Origin of the sequence: Aestuariibius violaceus, from assembly GCF_040779325.2 — a bacterium.
Lineage (GTDB): Bacteria > Pseudomonadota > Alphaproteobacteria > Rhodobacterales > Rhodobacteraceae > Aestuariibius > Aestuariibius violaceus.
In genome coordinates this window covers 450,378-470,503 of sequence record NZ_JBFONT020000002.1, presented here as the reverse complement: position 1 = coordinate 470,503, position 20,126 = coordinate 450,378, and the positions used below count along the sequence as shown (strand labels likewise).

General features: G+C 60.9%; 21 protein-coding genes and 2 tRNA genes. 13 read left to right on the top strand and 10 right to left on the bottom strand.

Going from position 1 to position 20,126, the window contains the following annotated elements:
• Positions 1 to 35: 35 nt before the first annotated feature.
• The 5 genes from AADZ90_RS09550 to AADZ90_RS09530 are packed head-to-tail and all read left to right on the top strand — an operon-like array spanning position 36 to position 5,815.
• Positions 36 to 1,013, top strand: a complete 978-nt coding sequence (locus tag AADZ90_RS09550) for a carbohydrate ABC transporter permease (RefSeq protein WP_367309759.1) — start codon at positions 36 to 38, stop codon at positions 1,011 to 1,013.
• Positions 1,013 to 2,266: a carbohydrate ABC transporter permease gene (locus AADZ90_RS09545; protein ID WP_367309758.1), complete on the top strand. Its 1,254-nt coding sequence runs from the start codon at positions 1,013 to 1,015 to the stop codon at positions 2,264 to 2,266. Before AADZ90_RS09550 ends, AADZ90_RS09545 begins: the two co-directional genes overlap by 1 nt.
• An 11-nt stretch (positions 2,267 to 2,277) precedes the next feature.
• Entirely contained in the window at positions 2,278 to 3,936 is a 1,659-nt protein-coding gene (locus tag AADZ90_RS09540) for an alpha-glucosidase family protein (RefSeq protein WP_367309757.1), read from the top strand.
• 21 nt (positions 3,937 to 3,957) lie between these two features.
• Positions 3,958 to 5,049 (top strand): ABC transporter ATP-binding protein, encoded by a 1,092-nt coding sequence (locus AADZ90_RS09535; RefSeq protein ID WP_367309756.1) that lies wholly within the window; start codon positions 3,958 to 3,960, stop codon positions 5,047 to 5,049.
• Between the two features lies 1 nt (position 5,050).
• Positions 5,051 to 5,815 carry an HpcH/HpaI aldolase family protein gene (locus AADZ90_RS09530; RefSeq protein ID WP_367309755.1) on the top strand — a complete coding sequence of 255 codons (765 nt, stop codon included), beginning with the start codon at positions 5,051 to 5,053 and terminating at the stop codon, positions 5,813 to 5,815.
• A 16-nt stretch (positions 5,816 to 5,831) separates the two neighbouring features.
• Here AADZ90_RS09530 and AADZ90_RS09525 read toward each other — a convergent pair whose 3' ends face one another.
• Both AADZ90_RS09525 and AADZ90_RS09520 read right to left on the bottom strand, forming a co-directional pair.
• The gene (locus tag AADZ90_RS09525; RefSeq protein WP_367309754.1) at positions 5,832 to 6,410 is read right to left on the bottom strand and encodes a retropepsin-like aspartic protease family protein; all 579 of its coding nucleotides are present in this window, start codon (positions 6,408 to 6,410) and stop codon (positions 5,832 to 5,834) included.
• Positions 6,411 to 6,481: 71 nt separating this feature from the next.
• Positions 6,482 to 8,326, bottom strand: coding sequence for an ABC-F family ATP-binding cassette domain-containing protein (locus tag AADZ90_RS09520; RefSeq protein ID WP_367309753.1), 1,845 nt, complete (start codon positions 8,324 to 8,326; stop codon positions 6,482 to 6,484).
• A 107-nt stretch (positions 8,327 to 8,433) separates the two neighbouring features.
• Here AADZ90_RS09520 and ndk point away from each other — a divergent pair, with 107 nt between their 5' ends.
• A complete protein-coding gene (gene ndk / locus AADZ90_RS09515; RefSeq protein WP_367309752.1) occupies positions 8,434 to 8,856 on the top strand; it encodes a nucleoside-diphosphate kinase in 423 nt (140 codons plus the stop codon).
• Here the strand turns inward: ndk and AADZ90_RS09510 are convergent.
• From AADZ90_RS09510 to AADZ90_RS09490, 5 genes are all read right to left on the bottom strand, one after another.
• On the bottom strand, positions 8,853 to 9,290 hold the full coding sequence (locus tag AADZ90_RS09510) for a DUF4112 domain-containing protein (RefSeq protein ID WP_367309751.1): 438 nt from the start codon (positions 9,288 to 9,290) through the stop codon (positions 8,853 to 8,855). The two genes, ndk and AADZ90_RS09510, sit on opposite strands and share 4 nt — an antisense overlap.
• Positions 9,291 to 9,316: 26 nt before the next feature.
• Complete coding sequence (locus tag AADZ90_RS09505; protein ID WP_367309750.1) at positions 9,317 to 9,646, bottom strand: TfoX/Sxy family DNA transformation protein; 330 nt, start codon at positions 9,644 to 9,646, stop codon at positions 9,317 to 9,319.
• Positions 9,647 to 9,925: 279 nt separating this feature from the next.
• Positions 9,926 to 10,693: a helix-turn-helix transcriptional regulator gene (locus AADZ90_RS09500; RefSeq protein WP_367309749.1), complete on the bottom strand. Its 768-nt coding sequence runs from the start codon at positions 10,691 to 10,693 to the stop codon at positions 9,926 to 9,928.
• Positions 10,694 to 10,817: 124 nt separating this feature from the next.
• A tRNA-Asn gene (locus tag AADZ90_RS09495) sits at positions 10,818 to 10,892 on the bottom strand.
• A gap of 60 nt (positions 10,893 to 10,952) precedes the next feature.
• Positions 10,953 to 11,852 (bottom strand): MBL fold metallo-hydrolase, encoded by a 900-nt coding sequence (locus AADZ90_RS09490; RefSeq protein ID WP_411996989.1) that lies wholly within the window; start codon positions 11,850 to 11,852, stop codon positions 10,953 to 10,955.
• Between the two features lie 38 nt (positions 11,853 to 11,890).
• Here AADZ90_RS09490 and AADZ90_RS09485 point away from each other — a divergent pair, with 38 nt between their 5' ends.
• Together AADZ90_RS09485 and AADZ90_RS09480 are read left to right on the top strand one after the other, a co-directional pair.
• Entirely contained in the window at positions 11,891 to 13,204 is a 1,314-nt protein-coding gene (locus AADZ90_RS09485) for an ATP-binding protein (RefSeq protein WP_367309747.1), read from the top strand.
• Positions 13,205 to 13,300: 96 nt separating this feature from the next.
• Complete coding sequence (locus tag AADZ90_RS09480) at positions 13,301 to 13,798, top strand: YciE/YciF ferroxidase family protein (RefSeq protein WP_367309746.1); 498 nt, start codon at positions 13,301 to 13,303, stop codon at positions 13,796 to 13,798.
• Between the two features lie 462 nt (positions 13,799 to 14,260).
• On the opposite strand, the gene AADZ90_RS09475 is transcribed toward AADZ90_RS09480, so the two are convergent.
• Together AADZ90_RS09475 and AADZ90_RS09470 are read right to left on the bottom strand one after the other, a co-directional pair.
• Positions 14,261 to 14,337 (bottom strand) — tRNA-Ile (locus AADZ90_RS09475).
• 44 nt (positions 14,338 to 14,381) lie between these two features.
• Positions 14,382 to 14,651, bottom strand: a complete 270-nt coding sequence (locus AADZ90_RS09470) for a hypothetical protein (RefSeq protein WP_367309745.1) — start codon at positions 14,649 to 14,651, stop codon at positions 14,382 to 14,384.
• A 334-nt stretch (positions 14,652 to 14,985) separates the two neighbouring features.
• Here AADZ90_RS09470 and purM point away from each other — a divergent pair, with 334 nt between their 5' ends.
• The 3 genes from purM to rnd are packed head-to-tail and all read left to right on the top strand — an operon-like array spanning position 14,986 to position 17,798.
• Positions 14,986 to 16,029, top strand: coding sequence for a phosphoribosylformylglycinamidine cyclo-ligase (gene purM, locus AADZ90_RS09465; RefSeq protein WP_367309744.1), 1,044 nt, complete (start codon positions 14,986 to 14,988; stop codon positions 16,027 to 16,029).
• A complete protein-coding gene (purN, locus tag AADZ90_RS09460) occupies positions 16,026 to 16,634 on the top strand; it encodes a phosphoribosylglycinamide formyltransferase (RefSeq protein ID WP_367309743.1) in 609 nt (202 codons plus the stop codon). The genes purM and purN overlap by 4 nt, the downstream gene beginning before the upstream one ends.
• Positions 16,635 to 16,643: 9 nt before the next feature.
• The gene (gene rnd, locus AADZ90_RS09455; protein ID WP_367309742.1) at positions 16,644 to 17,798 is read left to right on the top strand and encodes a ribonuclease D; all 1,155 of its coding nucleotides are present in this window, start codon (positions 16,644 to 16,646) and stop codon (positions 17,796 to 17,798) included.
• Between the two features lie 38 nt (positions 17,799 to 17,836).
• On the opposite strand, the gene AADZ90_RS09450 is transcribed toward rnd, so the two are convergent.
• On the bottom strand, positions 17,837 to 18,313 hold the full coding sequence (locus AADZ90_RS09450; protein WP_367309741.1) for a hypothetical protein: 477 nt from the start codon (positions 18,311 to 18,313) through the stop codon (positions 17,837 to 17,839).
• A gap of 118 nt (positions 18,314 to 18,431) precedes the next feature.
• Between AADZ90_RS09450 and AADZ90_RS09445 the strand changes: the two genes are divergently transcribed.
• Together AADZ90_RS09445 and AADZ90_RS09440 are read left to right on the top strand one after the other, a co-directional pair.
• The gene (locus AADZ90_RS09445) at positions 18,432 to 18,857 is read left to right on the top strand and encodes a SufE family protein (protein WP_367309740.1); all 426 of its coding nucleotides are present in this window, start codon (positions 18,432 to 18,434) and stop codon (positions 18,855 to 18,857) included.
• A gap of 89 nt (positions 18,858 to 18,946) precedes the next feature.
• Positions 18,947 to 20,125, top strand: coding sequence for a DUF898 family protein (locus tag AADZ90_RS09440; protein WP_367309739.1), 1,179 nt, complete (start codon positions 18,947 to 18,949; stop codon positions 20,123 to 20,125).
• The last annotated feature ends 1 nt before the right edge of the window (position 20,126 follow it).

Sequence of the window (20,126 nt, the reverse complement as noted above, 5' to 3'; positions counted from 1 at the left end):
ACCGGGCCGCATTCACAATCGGGGGAGGATCGCGGATGTCACCGATTCTGCAGGGTCTCATCACCATCATCGTCGGGGTTGGGGGCTGCGTGGGATACTTCTATGCCTCCAACCTTGTCCTGGATAAGGTCATCTTCCCGCCACGCGGTGATGATGCGGGCCGTAACATAAACCGCGCCAACCAGGTCCGACCCTGGCTCTTCCTCTTCCCCGCAATGTTCGCGCTTGGCCTCTACCTCGTCTATCCGGTGATCGGCTCGTTCATCCGTTCGCTTTACAACCGCGCGGGGGATGAGTTTGTCGGTCTTGGCAACTACACGACAATGTTCGCCGAGGACGGGTTTCAAACAGCGTTCTTCAACAACGTCCTCTGGGCGCTTGTCGTCCCCGCCATGGCGACCTTTCTTGGCCTTCTGGTCGCGCAGCTGACTGACCGGCTTTCCTGGGGGAACATCGCCAAGTCGCTGATCTTCATGCCAATGGCGATCTCGTTCGTCGGCGCTTCGCTGATCTGGAAATTTGTCTACGCCAACGACCCCGATATCGGCATTATCAACGCCGTTCGCGACATGATGGGCATGGTCCCGGTTGACCCGCTGCAGATCCCGTTCTGGAACAACTTCTTCCTGATGGTGATCCTGATCTGGATCCAGACGGGTTTTGCCATGGTCATCCTCTCTGCCGCCCTTCGCGGCATTCCCGAAGAAACGATCGAGGCCGCCATCATCGACGGCGCGAACCCGTTCCAGATCTTCTTCAAGATCAAGATCCCGCAGATCATGGGCACCATCGTTGTGGTCTGGACAACGATCACGATCCTCGTGCTCAAGGTGTTCGACATCGTCTACGCCATGACCGGCGGTAATTTCGATACCGAGATCCTGCCGAGTTACATGATGGATTTCATGTTCCGGGACGACGGGCGGGCCACCGCCGTCGCCTTCGTCATCATGATCATCGTCCTGCCGGTGATGATCTGGAACATCATTAATGCCCGGAAGGAGATGCGCTGATGGACAATATCGCCGGCACCAAATCCTCGCTCTCCATCGTCACAAACCTCTCCGTTGCCTTCCTTGTCATCCTGTGGCTCGTGCCTACGATCGGCCTTCTCGTTTCGTCTTTCCGCGACCGCGACCAGATCAGCGAAAGTGGCTGGTGGGCCTCCGCCTTTCCGGTAGAGCAGGCGTTCCGCGTCCAGCCCGAGCCTGAGGGGGTAACCCAGCGAGACGGCCTCTTTATCCTTGAAGGCAATGTCTTCGGCCAGGACGGGGCAGGAGACGTTTCCGCTTTCGGCATCGCCAGCCGCGCGCCCGACGCCGCCCGCCCGGGCGAGACCTATGCCCGATTCAACGCCACCGTGCAGGAGACTGACGGATCCACCGACGACGAACGAATCGAACTCGGCTGGCCCACAGGCGAGGATCCACCGATCCCCGAACAGGATGAGGAGGGTCGCCCGATCCTCTCGGCCTCGATCGACCGAAGTCTCTCGATCGAGGCGAACGGTGATTTCGTCTATGCCGACGCGGATGAGATCGACCGCGCGCCGTCGCTTTATATCACGGCGGAACAACCTCCGGATTTCAGTCTCGACAATTACGAGATCATCCTGAACTCCGACAACATGGACCGCGCCTTCATCAACACGCTGACGGTAACGATCCCGGCGACGATCATCCCGATCCTGATCGCGGCCTTCGCGGCCTATGCGCTTGCCTGGATGGATTTCCCAGGACGGGGCCTTCTGATCGCCCTTGTCGTGGGCCTTCTTGTCGTGCCGCTTCAGCTGGCGCTCGTCCCGATGCTCCGGCTGCACAACATGGTGGGGATCGGGCAAAGCTACCTCGGCATCTGGCTTGCTCATACGGGGTTCGGTCTACCGCTCGCGATCTATCTCTTACGCAACTACATGGTCGGCCTGCCGCGCGACATCATCGAAAGCGCGAAGGTCGATGGGGCGACCGACTTCCAGGTCTTCACTCGGATCGTCCTCCCGCTGTCCTTCCCGGCGCTTGCCTCCTTCGCGATCTTCCAGTTCCTCTGGACATGGAACGATCTGCTCGTGGCAAAGGTCTTCTTGCCGTCCAACAGTGAAAGCTGGGTCATGACGGTCAAGATCGCCGACGACCTGCTTGGTTCGCGCGGCGGCGATTGGGGCATCCTCGCCGCGGCGGCGTTCATCTCGATTGCCGTGCCGCTGATCGTCTTCTTCACGATGCAACGTTATCTCGTCCGCGGCCTGCTCGCTGGATCGGTTAAATAAGGGTTCGCCAGATGAACACGATGGAGCGGCCGGTGATCGGCGGCACACAAGTGGATAAGGATTGGTGGCGCGGCGCCATCATCTATCAGATCTATCCGCGCAGCTACCAGGACACCAATGGCGACGGGGTCGGCGACCTTCTGGGCATCGTCCAGAGGCTGCCCTACATTGCTTCGCTCGGTGTTGACGCGATCTGGATCTCGCCCTTTTTCACGTCGCCGATGAAGGATTTCGGCTACGACGTCAGCGATTATTGCGATGTCGATCCGATGTTCGGCACGCTCGCCGATTTCGATGCGGTGATCGACACTGCGCATCGGCTGGGTGTGAAGGTGATGATCGACCTCGTCTTGTCGCACACCTCGGACCAGCACCCGTGGTTTGAGGAGAGCCGCCAGAACCGCGACAACCGCCGCGCCGATTGGTACGTCTGGTCCGACCCCAAGCCCGATGGCACACCACCCAATAACTGGCTCTCAATCTTCGGCGGGCCTGCCTGGCAATGGGATGCGCGGCGCGAGCAGTACTATCTGCACAACTTCCTTGTCAGCCAGCCGGATCTCAACTTCCACAATGAGGACGTTCAGAACGCGCTTCTCGGTGTCACACGCTTCTGGCTCGATCGCGGTGTTGACGGATTCCGCCTCGATACGATCAACTTCTACTTTGCCGACAAGGAGTTACGGGACAATCCCGCGCTCCCCCAAGAAAGCCGCAACGCGTATATCGCGCCCTCGGTGAACCCCTACAATCATCAGGACCACGTCTACTCCAAGAATCGGCCGGAAAACCTCGGGTTCCTTCGCCGCTTCCGCGAACTGCTTGACGAATATCCCGCCGCCGCCGCGGTGGGAGAGGTCGGTGACGCACAGCGGGGGCTCGAGCTTCTTGGTGAATACACACGCGGGACCGATGGGGTGCAGATGTGCTATGCTTTCGAATTCCTCGCCAAGAACCAGTTGAACGCCCAACGCATCGCCGAAGTCTTTGCCGAGGTCGACCGCGTCGCCAAAGACGGTTGGCCCTGCTGGGCCTTCTCCAACCACGACGTGACGCGCCATACTTCAAGGTGGGAACTGACCCCTGCGGCTCACAGAGCTTTCACCACGATGCTCATGTGCCTGCCCGGATCCGTCTGCCTCTATCAAGGCGAAGAATTGGGCCTGCCCGAGGCGGACGTTGCTTTCGAGGATTTGCAAGACCCGTACGGCATCGAATTCTGGCCGGAATACAAGGGCCGCGACGGTTGCCGCACACCGATGGTTTGGGAGCAGTCCAACCAGAACGCCGGTTTCACTCAAGGTGATCCCTGGCTTCCGATCAGCCATGACCACCTCAATCGTGCGGTAGCCGTGCAAGAAGATGACCCAGGCGCGATCCTGCATCATTACCGCCGCGCCATCGCGTTCCGCCGCGCCCATAAGGCGCTTCTGCACGGCCGGCATGAGGGCATCTTCGCTTACGGCGACATCCTCGCCTTCACCCGCACTTACGAGGATCAGACAATCTTTTGTGCCTTCAACCTGTCCGACACGCCCTCCGTCCACGGTATGCCCGCGGGTGATTGGATGACGATCGGGTCAGAACTCGGCGGTGCCGCACCAACACCGGATTACCGGCTGCATCTCGGGCCCTGGCAGCCCTGTCTCGCGCTCAAGCGTGGCGACTAGAAAGAATAACGGGAGGAACCGATGGCGGATCTCAGACTAACCGACGTCGCAAAGACATATGGCGGCACGGTGGAAGTACTCAAGGATATCAATCTCGACATCAAACAGGGCGAGCTAATCGTTTTCGTCGGGCCCTCCGGATGCGGAAAGTCGACGCTCCTGAGGATGATCGCTGGGCTCGAAAAGATCACTGACGGAACGCTGGAGATCGACGGGCAGAAGGTCAACGACGTGCCACCCGCCCAGCGCGGCATCGCGATGGTGTTCCAAAGCTACGCTCTCTATCCGCATATGACGGTTAAGGACAACATGTCTTTCGCCCTAAAACTCGCGAAGAAGTCAAATGAAGAGATCGAAGAGGCCGTCAACAACGCTGCGCGTATTCTTCAACTGGAACCCTATCTCGACCGTTTGCCCAAGGCGTTGTCGGGGGGTCAGCGGCAGCGAGTTGCCATCGGCCGCTCTATCGTTCGCGACCCGAAGGTCTACCTCTTCGACGAACCACTCTCGAACCTCGACGCTGCCTTGCGGGTCGCCACCAGGATTGAGATCGCGCAGCTCAAAGAGTCTATGCCTGAATCCACGATGATCTACGTGACCCACGACCAAGTGGAGGCGATGACGCTAGCCTCCCGCATCGTGGTGCTGGCCAACAAAGGCATCGCTCAGGTCGGCAGCCCGCTCGAGCTCTACCAGAGGCCCGAGAACGAATTCGTCGCGCAATTCATTGGATCACCCTCTATGAATCTGTTGCCAGGGGAAATTGTCGAAACCGGCGATCACACCACCATTCGCCTCGAAGGCGGGGGCACTGCCATCAGCGCCGTCCCGTCCCAGACCTCCGATCGCGGCCTCAAGGTGAATGTCGGCGTCCGCCCGGAAGACTTCGTCGAAACAGATGGTGACTACATCTATAACGGCACCGTCGGCATCACCGAAGCTTTGGGCGAAGTCACACTCCTCTATTTCGAGCCTGAGGGTGATCGCGATGCGATCATTGGCAAACTGCCCGGTATCCATGCCGATCTGAGAGGCCAGAAAGTCCGCATGACAGCCGCACCAGAGAAGGTGCATCTATTTTCGAACGGCCAGTCGCTTCTCTACCGCCACTGACGTGCCTGCGCCGAAAAACCTTCTGAAGTTTGCGCTTGCACGAGGCGACGTGCAACATGGCCTCTGGCTTGCACTTGCGAGCGCTTCGGTGGCTGAACTCGCGGGCGGCGCCGGTCTCGATTGGTGCCTGATCGACGCAGAGCACGGGCCAAACACGCTCACCACGATACAGGCCCAACTTCAGGCACTCGCCGCACAGAACTGCCCCGCCGTGGTACGTGTGCCCGCTGGCGACGAGTGGATCCTGAAACAGGTGCTCGATCTCGGCTGCCAGAGTGTTCTGGTCCCCCTCGTTCACAGCGCGGAAGAGGCGCGTGCGGCTGCTTCTGCCGTCCGTTATCCGCCGCAGGGGGCTCGTGGGATGGGTGCGGCGCTCGCACGCGCCTCCGATTACAGCCGGATTACCGATTATGTCGCCACCGCGAACGACCAGATCTGCCTTCTCGTTCAGGCGGAAAGTGCTGCTGCCATTGAGGCGATCGATGACATTGCCGCCGTCGATGGCGTCGATGGCGTCTTTATCGGACCGGCAGATCTTTCCGCAGATATGGGCTATCCCGGTCGTCCCGACGCTCCTGAGGTCGAGAGGGCAATCGACCATGCGATCACCAGAATCACCGCCGCAGGCAAGGCGGCGGGCATCATCACCTTCGATCCAAACCGCTTTGCCGAATACCGAGAAAAGGGTGTGACCTTCCTGGGTGTTGGAGGCGATGCGACGATCCTCAGCGATGCCTTGGCGCGCCTCAGAACCGATCTCAGCTGACACGCGGGGCAGCTAGCTAGCGCTCCAGGATCAGCTCGTCCCCCGTAATCTCGATGCGATCGAACCGCTGCAGATACCCCATGCCCAGAAGGCTTTCTTCCATCTCGCCTTCATTGACCCAGGCCCGTACCCGGTAATCCGTCCCCCCACCGAGCGAGACTTCGTCAAGAACAACCGGAGCAGTTCGCACAATGCCATTCGCTGTGCTGGCCGATCCGAAGAAGGCAAGCCGATCTTCCTCAAGCCCGACCCGTGCGGCATCTTCAAGCGTGAGCACCATTTCCGTTGCGCCAGTATCGAAAACAAACCGGACAGGCACCCCGTTTACATCGAGCGTCAGATAATAATGCCCATCGCTCTCCCGCGGAACTGTGATGGCGCCGCTTTCACCGACGCGTTGCACGCTCAACCTTTCATCGGTCAGGTTGCCCCACAAACCAATTCCGCCAATCGCGCCAAGCGCCAGGAAAGTCCACACGGATGCAGGCGGGCCGCTGTCGTCGCCCTCCTTGCGGGACGGCAGCATAAACAACCCAATGACCGCCGCGCAAAGAAACGCGATGTAGAACAGCATATCGATCGGCATGTCGCTCATACGTTCTACCTAGTCAGCCGTTTCCCAGTCCGAAAGGGGCAAGTCCTCTAAGAGTGTCCGGTTCCGCACGTTCAAGGCGTCTCTGCCGTATCCAGACGTTCCTGAGCCGCCAGCCAAAGAGCTTCCGCCCGGTCGAGCCCGTCCATCACCTCGGCATACTTCTTTTGCCAAACTTCCGTTTCGGCGATTTTAACATCTTCATACATTGCCGGATCGGCCAGCTTTTGCGCCAGCTTCTCTCGCATCTCCTCAAGCTTCTCGATCCGCGCCTCGCACTTGCGAACATCTGCCCGTAGCTCCAGCAACTCCTCACGGGATGGCCGCTTGGGTTTCTCTGAAACCTTGTCGGACTTCGCCGGCTTTTCGGAAGCCAGCAACATCCGTCGGTAAGCCTCAAGGTCATCATCGTAGGATCTGACCCGCCCGTCTTTGACCAGCCAAAGGCGGTCTGCGACAAGTTCCAGCAGATGCATGTCATGGCTCACAAGGATCACAGCGCCACTGTAAGCGGTCAGAGCCTCGACCAGCGCCTCTCGGCTTTCGATGTCCAGGTGGTTCGTCGGCTCGTCGAGAATCAGAAGATGCGGTGCATCGAGCGTGGCGAGCAAGAGCGACAGGCGCGCCTTCTGCCCGCCCGAAAGCCGGCCCGTTGGTGTCTCCGCCTGTGCGGCCATCAAGCCAAAACCAGAGAGCCGTGCACGGAGCTGCCCGGGCGTGTCATGTGGGCGGGCACGGCGCAGATGTTCGAGTGGCGTTTCCTCCGGGCGCAGCTCGTCAAGCTGGTGTTGGGCAAAATACCCCACCCGCAGCGCTCGCGAGCGGACAGTCTTGCCCTGCAACGGCGCCAAACGTTCAGCGAGAAGCTTCGATAAGGTCGACTTGCCTTCCCCGTTGCGGCCCAGCAGTGCGATGCGATCGTCCTGATCGATCCGCAGCTCAAGCCGGTCCAGCACCGGTGTCCCATTATATCCAACGGCAACCCCCTCCATCGTGATGATGGGCGGCGACAGCTCTTCCGGCGCGGGGAAGGTGAAGGCCCGCAAAGCAGCCTCCTGCGGGGTGGTGATCGGCTGCATCCGCGCGATCATCTTCAGGCGGCTTTGCGCCTGCTTGGCCTTGTCGGCCTTGTAACGAAACCGGTCGACATAGGACTGCAGATGCGCCCGGCGCGCGTCCTGCCGCTTCGCCTCCGCCTCCGCCGCCGCGATCCGCGCCCGCCGTACTTCAGCGAACCGGTCATAGGGTGTGGGGTAGTAAGAAAGCTTGCGGTCCTCCAAATGCAGGATCCCGCCAACTGCCCGGTTCAGAAGCCCACGATCATGGCTCACGATCAGCACTGTATGGGGATACTTGGCCAGATAGTTCTCGAGCCACAGCGCCCCTTCAAGATCGAGGTAGTTGGTCGGCTCGTCGAGCAGCAACAGATCCGGTTGCGCAAACAACACGCCTGCCAGCGCCACGCGCATCCGCCACCCACCCGAGAAGGCAGAGCAGGGCATCCGCTGCTCTTCGTCCGTGAAGCCAAGCCCTTTCAGGATCATCGAGGCTCGCGCCTCGGCCGACCAGGCATCAATATCGGCAAGTCGGGTCTGGATCTCGGCAATGCGGGCAGGATCCTCCGTCTCCTCCGCCAGAAGCTCCGCTCGCTCGGTATCGGCCGCGAGCACCGTATCCAGAAGTGATACGTCAGAGCCCGGAACCTCCTGGCTGACACCACCCATCCGCTCGCCTTTCGGGACAGAGATCGCCCCGGATTCGAGCGCTAGTTCTCCTCGGATCAGACGGAACAGCGTTGTCTTGCCCGCCCCGTTCCGGCCGACAAGGCCAACCTTGTGTCCATCCGGAATAACGGCGGACGCACCCTCGAACAAAGGGCGGCCCTCGACCGAATAGGTGATGTCCTCGATCCGCAGCATGGGCGGTCAGTGCCGCAGCCGTCCGCCCCAGTCAACGGTCTGGTCATCGCTTAGACCCCGTGTTACGCGAACGCCGATTTTTAGCTCCCGACAACCAAGAAGGACATATGGCTGTGGAACGCACGCTCTCGATCATCAAACCCGATGCGACCAAGCGCAACCTCACTGGCAAGATCAATGCCAAGTTCGAAGAAGCGGGCCTCCGCATCGTCGCGCAGAAACGGATCAAGCTGACAAAGGCACAAGCGGGCGAATTCTATGCCGTCCACAAGGAGCGCCCTTTCTTCGACGAACTGACCGACTTCATGGCGTCAGGCCCCGTGGTGGTGCAAGTCCTTGAAGGTGACAGCGCCATTTCGAAGAACCGCGAAGTGATGGGGGCGACCAATCCTGCAGACGCCGCCCCCGGTACGATCCGTGCTGAATTTGCGGAGTCAGTGGGCGAGAACTCGGTCCATGGGTCGGACGCACCGGAGACGGCCAAGGAAGAGATCTCGTTCTTCTTCGCAGGTCTCGAACTCGTCGGCTAACGCGCCGCAGGTCCGGAGATCTCCGGGCGATGCGACGATAGACGGCCTTCGCCCTTCACCGGCGCGGAGGCCGCTTTACGTTCGGCCTGGCGGTGTTTGCGAAGAAGAGCAACGTTTCGCCGGTTCGCCTTAAAGCCAACGTCGAAAAGATCGCCGAGAAGCGGCATAGAGCCCAGCACCGCATCCAATACGATATTGCTGCCCATCCGCAGCAGCAGATGATCAGGCGCGCCGAGTTGGCGGGCGCGATAGACGATGTATCCTGCTGGGGCGACTGCGGCCGCATCTCCGATGCCCGGGATCAGCCCAATGAGACTATCCCACCCGATGCGGATACCGGTCAGCGGAATGCGAAACGCACTGTCCATCCGGCGGGCAAGCCGTTCAAGCGCTTCAAGCTCCGGATCGTCTGCAATGTTGTGAGTATCCTTCATAGGGATCCAACGCCCAGATCCCGCACTCAAGTTCCCTGATTTGGACGAATACCTAACCGGTCCAGCTCTGCCTCGATCCCTGTCTGCGCGTCCTTCGTCACCGACCGGATCGAATCGAAGCGTTTCCTCAACTGCGCCTTCTCCGTTGGATCGGGAGACAACCAGTCGCGATCCTGCAGCCCCATGACGAGGGCGAGGAACGCGGCAAAGTGCGGACGAACCCCCGTACCGATCAGCCGTCCATACACCTCATCTGCACCAAGCGCGCGAATCTCTTCTGCTGTCGTCAGACCGCATTTCCTGAAGTCCCGCTCCATCGCGGGGCCGAGATTTCGGATCGTGGTGATCGCTGCCATAGCAGTGACCGTAGCCGCGTTATCGTCAGCCCGGAAGGGCGGCCCTCAGATGCTCGCGAAGTCTGTAAAGCGAACGGGGGCGGGTTGCGGCGTTTGCTGGCCCGGCTTGCGCGGGGTCGCGTCTTTGGGAGGACGTACTGTCGATGCCATGCCTCGTCTCCTTAGCATTGGGGACGTTCTCTGCGCCCCTCACCCAGTGATCAAACTACCGAATCATCTGGGCAACAACGTGGCATTTCGAAAAGTTCAGATTTTGTGACAGTCAAGCCACTGCCAGCATCAGACTTCCATCGTCGTTCCGGTCGCCATCAGCGCCTGAACCGCCTCGACCCGGTTCGACACATCGAGCTTGCGATAGAGGCTCTTGATATAGTCCGACGCCGTGTTGGGCGAGATCTGGAGAAGCCTGGCACATTCCTTTCGCGACAGCCCCCGGGACAGCAGGAACAGGATCTCCCGCTCCCGCGGGCTCAGCTGGCTCATCCGGCTCGCCATCTGCGATGCAGACGCGCCGTTCAGATAATCGCCGGATCCGCGCCCTTCCGCACGGGCTCGGCGTGAAAGCTCTTCGATCCGACGGTGCATCAGCAGGCAGAACAGCTGAACCACCTCCGCGTTGGGCGCGACCTGATCAAGGAAGAGCTCCTTGCTCATCCGTGTGCCAAGGTTGAAGCCACCCGCCTCGGCAGCTCCCTCAAGCCTCACCGGCACCGCCAACCCGCTGCGAAACCCGACCTCGGCCGCCGCCTCCATAAAGGCCCGCTCGGTACCGCTGATCTCGGGATAGTCGTCGATGAACGCGATGCCGGTATAGCTCGGCTCATAGCTATCGCAGCACCAGTTCAGAAAGGGGTCCGCGTTGGCTTCGAATGCATTATAGACCGATGGCATGTTGGTGCGCAGAAAAGGCGGCGCACCGTTCGAGCGGGCCGTCAGGTAGGTGAAGAACGCAAACCCAAGGGGCGCAAGCGCATCGGTGATTCCGGCCCACAATGCCTCGATCGACTCCACACGCTCCAGTCTGCCAGCAGCGGCGACCAGCGTCATACCGAACGCCCTCCATTTCCCTCATATCGGGTGTATCGCGAAAACAGGGGCCGTTCCAGTTGCCGAAGGTGGAGGTTTTCCAGACTCGACACTCAGGCAACAGGTGAATTGGATGAGAGGATATTGGCTCCGGCGGTAGGGATCGAACCTACGACCAATTGATTAACAGTCAACTGCTCTACCGCTGAGCTACGCCGGAACACAGAGCAGCGCTATAGCAACGGGAAATTCCGGCGTCCAGAGGTATGTCGGGAAATTCTTAGACGACATTTGCAGCGTGAAACCGAGCATCCACCGCAAGTGGCCCGATGCAGGTAACGCGCGACTTCTCAATCATATCAATGAGATGGGCAAAGACATTCCGCTCTGCCGCAGGCAAAAGGGCAGGGGGCGTATCGGTGTAGACGGCCGCGGCAATCTCACCGATTGACCGCGGCGTCGCGTCAAGAACCGCCGCAATCTGGCGCTCCCGCTCCCTACGATGGGCGATCAGCCAGTCGAGACGCGCCATTGGATCTTCCACCGGGTGGCCATGGCCAGGCAGGTACCGCCGCGCGGGATGGTCACGCAGGCGAAGACAACTCTCCATAAAGGCGCCTAGATCACCGTCGGGCGGGGAAACCAATGAAGACGCCCAGCCCATCACGTGATCTCCGGTCAACACCACATCACCAAGCGCAAAACACAGGTGCCCCGGCAGATGGCCTGGAGTATGGATCGCTGTCAGCCCCCACTGCGACAGCTCCGAGCCATCTGACAGACGCTCATCGGGGGCAAAGGCGACATCGAGCCCTTCGCCGCCGCCGGCCAAACCCGACGCTGCAAGTGCCTCCATGACAGGTCGTCGCCCATCAAGCGCGTCGCCAAACGCATAAACTGCAGCGCCAGTCTGAACCGCAAGAGGCCGGGCGAGGGGCGAATGATCGATGTGGGCATGCGTGACAAGGATCGCGCCGATCCTGGCGCCACGCGTGGCTTCCAGGATCGCGTGCAAGTGCGCGGGATGATCGGGGCCCGGATCGACGATTGCCACGTCCTCGTGCCCGATCAGATAGGTATTGGTTCCCCGAAACGTCATGGGGGACGGATTCGGCGCGAGGATGCGTCGGATCCCCGGCTCGATCTCCTCCGCAACCCCAGGCTCCGGCGCCCCGTTCACCCGCTTTTCCCTCTGCGCCTGGCACGGTAGCGTGCGTCATGTCTTTCAGCTGGCTCAAAAGCTATATGCCCCGCTCGCTCTACGGCCGGGCTGCACTGATCCTGGTTTTCCCGGTGGTGAGCCTTCAACTCATCGTCTCCATCGTCTTCATCCAGCGGCACTATGAAGACGTGACCGAACAGATGACGCGTTCCATTGTGCGCGAACTCACCCATCTGGTCGAGATGGTCGAAGGCGCCCCACCGGGCCGGGCGCTCGCCGCAGGTGAATCCGTCGCGGCGCCGCTTGATTTCGATATAGCGCTGCCGGTCGATCCGCCGCTGTCTGGTGATCTCAGGCGGTTCGGAGATCTATCCGGACGGGCCATGATCGCGACCCTCCGGTCGGACTTGCCCAGCATCATCGCTATCGATGTCACGCGCAATCGCCGCGTCTTCCTGTGGATCGATACGGCGCGCGGCGTCCTCGAGGTTGAGTTCTCCCGCAGGCGGGTCTCGGCCTCCAATCCGCACCAGCTTCTCGTCATCATGATCGTCCTCGGCGCGTTTATGACGCTCGTCTCGGCCGTATTCCTGAGGAACCAGCTACGCCCGATCAATCGCCTCGCCGCCGCGGCCTCCGCTTACGGGCGCGGCCGGGTCACGAAGTACGCGCCGTCCGGCGCCGCGGAGGTCCGCGCGGCCGGCAACGCGTTTCTTGACATGCGCGCCCGGATCGAACGCCAGATCCAGCAGCGCACGATGATGCTTTCGGGCGTAAGTCACGACCTGCGCACGCCACTGACACGGCTGAAGCTCGGCCTGTCGATGGTGGATGAGGACGATGCAAAACCACTCCTACGGGACGTTGCAGAGATGCAGCAGATGCTCGACGCCTACCTCGACTTTGCTCGCGGCACGACAGAGGGTGAAAGGGAAAAGATCCATCCCCGCCAGCTGCTGGAAGAACTTGCACAGGACGCCGAACGCGCGGGCCGTACAGTGACGCTCGGCTCGGTCGAAGGTGAGGGGGAGATCAAGATAAACGGCCTCGCTGTCCGCCGCGCGCTCCAAAACCTCATCGCGAATGCCGCTCGCCATGGCAGCACGGTGCGCCTAAGCCTCTCGATCACCGAGCGGGCGGCGCGCTTCACCGTCGAGGATAACGGGCCCGGCATCCCCGAAGAGGACAGGGAAGAGGCCCTTCGCCCGTTCTCTCGTCTTGATCCGGCTCGCAACCAGGACAGGGGCGGCGGGGTAGGGCTTGGATTGGCAATCGCTGCTGACGTCGCCCGCTCCCACGGGGGAATGCTGCGCCTAGGGGACAGTCAGGATCTAGGCGGCCTGCGCGCCGATCTTGTCATCGCACGCTGATCCCTGCGCAAAGCTGTCGCATCTGACATTTCTTTCGGAACGATCCGTAACGCCGCCGCATTGGCGCAGTGAACGTAAGAAAATAAGGAGGATCTCATGGCAATGAATAGCCTCAAGGACGTCTATCTCGACCAGCTTCAAGACCTTTACAGCGCGTGCAAGCAATCGGCACCGATCACAGCCGATATGGCCAAGGCAGCCTCTGACAAAGATCTTGCAGCCGCACTCAAGGCTGGTGTCGACGGAATCGAAACTGGCATGAGAGACATTGCTGAGCTTTGCGAACGTCACGGCATCGATCCCGATGGTGAATTTTGCAAAGGCACCGAAGGTCTTGTCAAAGAAGCGCGCGCTCACGCGATCGAAGCTGACTTCTCCGACGACGACGCGCGCGACGCGATGATCATCAGCCAGTACCAGCGCCTCGCTCACTACGCGATTGCAGGATACGGCACACTGCTCGCCTTCTCCAAACGTCTCGGCCAATCGCAGGACATTCCGGTTCTCGAGCGGTGCCTGGACAGCGCTTACGAAGGCGATCGGACAATGACCGAGATTGCCACGCGCACGGTGAATGCAGCTGCGGCAGCCTAATAACAACCAAGACTGCGCAAAACTGAGGCGATCTTCGGATCGCCTCTCTTTTTTGAGGTATCTACTCTGCCTGTGGACCTATCTAAAAGGCACCACGATCAGTTCAGGATAACCCGAAATATCAGGCCGAAACTCCGGCGGTTGAGAAAACGTTGCCGCAATCGACATTTCGCCGCCTCCCCGGCCCCCCTACCGACGCATAACGCTCCACTGCGCGAGCATCAGCGGATCATCCCGATTGGCAGCACGACCGGCGCGAACAACGTATCAAAAGGATCTGTCGCGCAAGATGCGACCATCAGACTGACGAGAAGACTGGCGGGACGCTTTCGAAATCTCAGAACCGGGATCGCTATCGAAGCCTTCTTGATGATTGAACAGCGATCAAGAAATTGCTCGCTCTCGATCAGGAAGAACGAGGATCCCGCTCCTTGGGCCGACTGCGGAGAGTTCTTTGAAAGGTGGTAGGCCCGGAGGGACTTGAACCCCCAACCAAAGCGTTATGAGCGCTCTGCTCTAACCAATTGAGCTACAGGCCCGCCGGGCTCCGTCCTATCAGGCGGCGCGGGCCGGTCAAGCGACCTTATTGAACCGGGCCGGCCAAAAGCACCTGTTGAAGCAAGGCGATCATCCGCGCTTCCTCGTCTGTAATTATCGACGGATTGCCGTCCAGATCGGCCATCATGAGGATGTCGTCATAGGTCAACGGCGCCATCAAAGCCTCAAGATCGGCCTCGGCGGGAAGAACGCTCCACGGCTCATCGGGATAGTCGCTGAATCTTGCCTGCGGGCTATCCGCATAGACAGCACCCGATGCAACAGCAAAGGCGAATAGAGCAAGAAAAGAACGCATGGCAGCACTCCAAACACATCATACCATCAATTCATTGAAACGCTCTAAAGTTGCAGAAAACCTGCGCGTTTCTCTAAACAAGTTCATATTTCTGACCGGACCAACTTGCCCGTATCTGGGCGCAACGCGAAGTCGGGAATTCCAGACCGCTCTCGCCCTTGAACATTTTGCGTCATCGTTCCCCCATCTGTCCAGTGAAACCCGCTCCACCCCCGATCCCGGGGGGACGGCAAGGATCCCGAAGTCATCCTGACACCCCCTACCATGGATCGCCCGCGTTGCGCTTTGCCCAGTGTTCCGCTACCGGTCCGCAAGGGATCGTCGGAGGGCGGAGATGACCGGCAAGACAAGCCTCACCTATGCCGATGCAGGCGTCGATATCGAGGCGGGCAACGCGCTTGTCGACCGGATCAAACCTGCGGCCAAGGCGACCAAACGTGCAGGCGTAATTGGTGGGCTTGGCGGGTTCGGCGGGCTTTTCGACCTCAAGGCAGCAGGCTATGACGACCCAATCCTCGTGGCAGCGACCGATGGGGTGGGCACCAAGCTCAAGATCGCGATCGAGACGGGGCACGTGGACGACCTTGGCACCGACCTCGTCGCGATGTGCGTCAACGATCTGATCTGCCAAGGGGCAGAGCCGCTCTTTTTCCTAGACTACTTCGCAACTGGCAAACTGTCGGTTGATCATGCCGCCCGGATTGTAGAAGGGGTGGCCAGGGCCTGCGTCGCTTGCGATTGCGCGCTCCTCGGCGGTGAGACGGCCGAGATGCCGGGGCTGTATGGACCGGGCGAGTTTGACCTTGCGGGATTCGCCGTCGGCGCAATGGATCGCGGCGCTGCGCTGCCCCGTGATGTTGCGCCGGGCGATATCCTTCTTGGCCTCGCTTCGGACGGGCCCCACTCTAACGGCTACTCCCTGATCCGCCGGATCGTGGAGCGGACAGGCCTTGCCTGGGATGCGCCCGCGCCCTTTGCCAACGATACGCTCGGCGCGGCGCTTCTCGCTCCGACGCGGCTTTACGTCAAACCGGCGCTGGCTGCGATCCGCGCAGGCGGCATCCATGGGATCGCCCATATCACCGGCGGTGGCCTGCCTGAGAACTTGCCGCGCCTCTTGCCGAAGGGTTGCGGCGCGAAGATCGATTTGTCCGCGTGGAACCTTCCACCAGTCTTCGACTGGCTCCGCCGCGAAGGCGCTTTGGAGCATGATGAGCTCCTGCGCACCTTCAACGCCGGGATCGGGCTCGTCCTTGCGGTCTCGCCTGGCGACGCAGACGCGTTGGAAACCCAGCTCTCGAAGGAGGGGGAAACCGTTCACCGTATCGGCACAGTGACCGACACACCCGGCCTGCGGGTCCTTAACGACCTCGCGTGACCCTCCGCGTCGCGATTCTGATCTCGGGCTCCGGCTCGAATATGGAGGCGCTTGTCCGATCCATGACAGGTGACCATCCGGCGCGACCCGTCCTCGTCGTCTCGAACGTGCCTGGGGCAGGGGGCCTCGACCGAGCCGCGCGCCTTGGCGTGCCGACCGCGACGGTCGATCACCGCGCCTTTGACAGCCGCGCCGCCTTCGAAACCGCGCTGCAGGATATTCTCACCAAGGCCCGGCCGGATCTGATCTGCCTCGCCGGCTTCATGCGCATCCTCACGCCCACTTTCGTGAAGCGGTGGCCCGGCCAGATCCTCAACATCCACCCCTCGCTCTTGCCGAAATACCCGGGCCTTCACACCCATGCCCGCGCTCTCGAAGCAGGCGATACCGAACACGGCGCGACCGTTCACGAGGTGACGCCGGTCCTCGACGATGGGCCGATCCTCGGTCAGATCCGTCTGCCGATCCTCGGAAGCGACACGCCTGAAACTCTCGCCAAACGCCTCCTCCCGCTCGAACACGACCTTTATGCGCGCGTCCTCCGTCGCGTCGCAGCGGGGGACCGGACGCGCCTCGACCTTTCCCCGGAGGCAAAGCCGCGCTAAGGGAGCGCAATGCAGACGATTACCACCACCGATGCGCTGGCCGCCTTCTGTACCGAGGCCGCCACGCAATCCTATGTCACTGTCGATACCGAGTTCCTGCGCGAGCGCACCTATTACTCCAAGCTTTGCCTCGTTCAGCTTGCCCATGACGGCGGCTCGGACGCGGCTGTCCTTGTCGACCCGCTCTCCAACGGCCTCTCTCTCGATCCGCTTTATGAGCTCTTTGCCAATCCGAGTGTGACCAAGGTCTTCCACGCCGCCCGCCAGGATCTCGAGATTTTTCATAACGACCGGGGCATTATCCCAGCGCCTCTCTTCGACACGCAGGTTGCCGCGATGGTCTGCGGCTTCGGCGAGCAGGTAGGATATGAAACCCTTGTACGAAAGTTAGCAGGACAGTCGCTCGACAAATCGTCCCGCTACACGGATTGGTCACGCCGGCCCCTGTCGGATGCCCAGAAGAAGTACGCGATCGGCGACGTGACCCACCTGCGGGTGATCTACGAAAAGCTCCGCGATCAGCTCGCCAGGAACGGCCGAGAACGCTGGGTGGCCGAGGAGATGGCCGTGCTGACCGATCCCGCCACTTACGTGAACGATCCAGCGGATTCCTGGAAGCGGGTCAAGACCCGCACAAACTCCCCACGCTATCTTGCGATCGTTCGCGAACTCGCCCGCTTTCGGGAAAGCTACGCGCAGGAGCGGGACATCCCCCGAACCCGCATCTTCAAAGACGATGCGGTGAACGAGCTTGCCTCGACCAAACCGAAAAGTCTGCAGGATCTCGGCCGATCCCGACTTCTTCTGCGCGAAGCCCGAAAAGGCGATATCGCCGACGGCATTCTCAAGGCCATCGAGACGGCGCTTGCCCTGCCGCAAGACCAGCTGCCACAGCCGAACCGGTCGCGGGATAGAATGCAGGTCAATCCAGCCTTGGCCGATCTGCTGCGCGTATTGCTCAAAGCGAAGTCGGAAGGCGAAGGCGTGGCGTCGAAGCTGATCGCGACCGCCGACGACCTCGATGCGATCTCGGCCGGGATACGGGACGTTCCTGCGCTCACCGGCTGGCGGAAAGAGGTCTTTGGCAACGATGCTCTGCGCCTCTGCGCAGGAGAGGTAGCGCTCACCGCGAAGGGGCAAACGGTGAAGGTCGTGGCGCTCTGATCGGCGTCTCGGGCGCAGCGACTTACCCGCCTTAGACGCTACCGCCGGACCGTCACTGCGTTCCGCGCGCCCTCGACTCGGATTGTTGTGATCCCGGCCAGTTCCTGATCAGAGAGAGCGACCGCCGCTATCACCTGCCTTGAGAACTGAGTGCCGGTTCCGGTGCCCAGCGGCAACTCGGTCAAGAACACGTAGACTAACGTGCCACCGCTTCGGCCAAGCTCCACCAGTTCCGCGTCGTACGCACCCTGCACCTCGGCGATGCCTGTCGCGCGCAAAATAATTCCGCCTGGGATCTGATCGGTCGCAACGCCGGCAATCTGATCTATCCGCCCCCGCTGGTCGAGCGGACCCGGCCGCAAGGCACTGTCCGGCAGCAGCGCATTTCGCCCCTCGACCGGTTCAACACGGGGCCCACTCAAGATGTTGAACGGATTGAAGCGAGATTCCTGGATCCTCTGACAGCCTGACAATACCAGGGCCACAGACAGCAAAAGGCAGAACGTGCGTATCAAGGGATCCTCCCATCATCTGTCGCTCGGGCTATCCCATTGCGCGCGGCTTGAAAAGCCGCAGCCACAGCCATGGACCTCTGCGCCGTCGCCGCCTAAATCGAGATGAAAGGAGTGAGATATGGCCACAGAAGCCTTCGAAGAGATCGCCGAGACGTTCGAATTCCTCGATGACTGGGAAGATCGCTATCGACACGTCATCGAACTGGGCAAAGCGCTGCCGCCGCTCGACGATGCGCTGAAGGTGCCGGCGACCAAGGTCGAGGGCTGCGCGAGTCAAGTGTGGATCGTACCGCGGATTGACGGGCAGGGGGCCTCCGCCGTGCTCGACTTCGAAGGCGAAAGTGATGCGATGATCGTGCGTGGACTGATCGCGATCTTGCACGCGCTCTATGCCGGGCTGACGTTGGAGGAGGCATTGTCCGTCGATGCAAGGGCCGAGTTGACCAGGCTGGGCCTGAACGATCATCTTTCGGCCCAGCGGTCGAACGGGCTCCGCGCGATGGTGGAGCGCTTGCGCGGAATCGCGGCGGCCGAAGCGGCCTGACGGGCAAGGGCTAGCCGAAAGACCTTGGTCCAAGGCACGGATCTGCTTAACAAAGAGAAGACGCTGCTGTTTTGTTGGGGGGCGGGTCGATGGGGGCTGTCGGAGCGCTTCGAACCGGATTTGTCGGGACACGCGGTGAGGTTCTGCGGCTTTCTCTGATCACTGCCTGTATCACCTCGGCAACGTTGGGGCTCTATCGGTCTTGGATGAAGACGCGGCTGAGGCAGTGGTATTGGTCGTCGGTGAATATCGGCGGGCAGCCCTTCGAGTATTCCGGCACAGCGAGCGAGAAATTCTTGGGGTTTCTCGTCGCGATCTCGTTTCTCACGTTTTACCTGGCTGTGGTAAATGTACTGCTTATGTCGGGCAGCATTGCCCTGCTCTACACAGCTTATGGGGCCTATATCCTGTCGGTGATCGGTCTGCTGCCGGTCGTCTTGTACGCACGATATCAAGGCTGGCGTTACATCGTGAACCGGACCGCATGGCGAGGGGTTCGCTTCCAGATGGCACCGGGCGGATTTCGCTTCATGCTGCTCGGTCTCCGGTATCTCGGCGCCTCGATCCTGACGCTTGGATTTCTGTTTCCCCGCGCGGCCTTCGAGCTTCAGAAGTTCGAGAATGAAAACATCTCTTACGGTGATGCGCCGTTTCGGCAAGGGGGCGATGCCAGCCTACTAAAGCCGGCCTGGCGATACGGCCAGATCGCGGTGGCGGCAAACCTGGCCGTTGTTCTGGCTGCCCTCCTGATCAACCGTGACGCGCTGTATGCGCTGTGGTTGACCGTTCCGGCCTGGCTCGCCGCGTGGGCCTATTTCCGGGCCGAGCGGTTTCGGCTGATGACGAGCGCGCTGAGAGCAGGCGGAATGGCGTTCCGCTCCGATCTGGATGCGGTCGCGGTGACGAAGCGGTTCATGATCGGCAGCATCATCGTCTTCGCGATCCTCGCATTGCTCTATACCTACGGACGATCGGCCTTCGAAGGGCGGCTCGATGCGCTCTCGTACACCGAACTGCTGGCCTTCAACAGGGATGCGGCCGAGCAGCGCCTCTTCATCCTGTCGATCTTTGCCTATGCCTGTTTCCTCTACGTGCTGTGGAGCGTCCTGAGCCATCTGCTCATCAAGCTGCCGATGGCGCGGCTCTTCGCGGAAAGCGTCTCGATCGAGGGGGCGGAGGGTCTGGATCGGGTCCGGCAGGTGGAGATGCAAACGACGCTGGCGGCCGATGGTCTGTTGGAGGTGCTTGATCTAGGCCCGGGCATCTAGG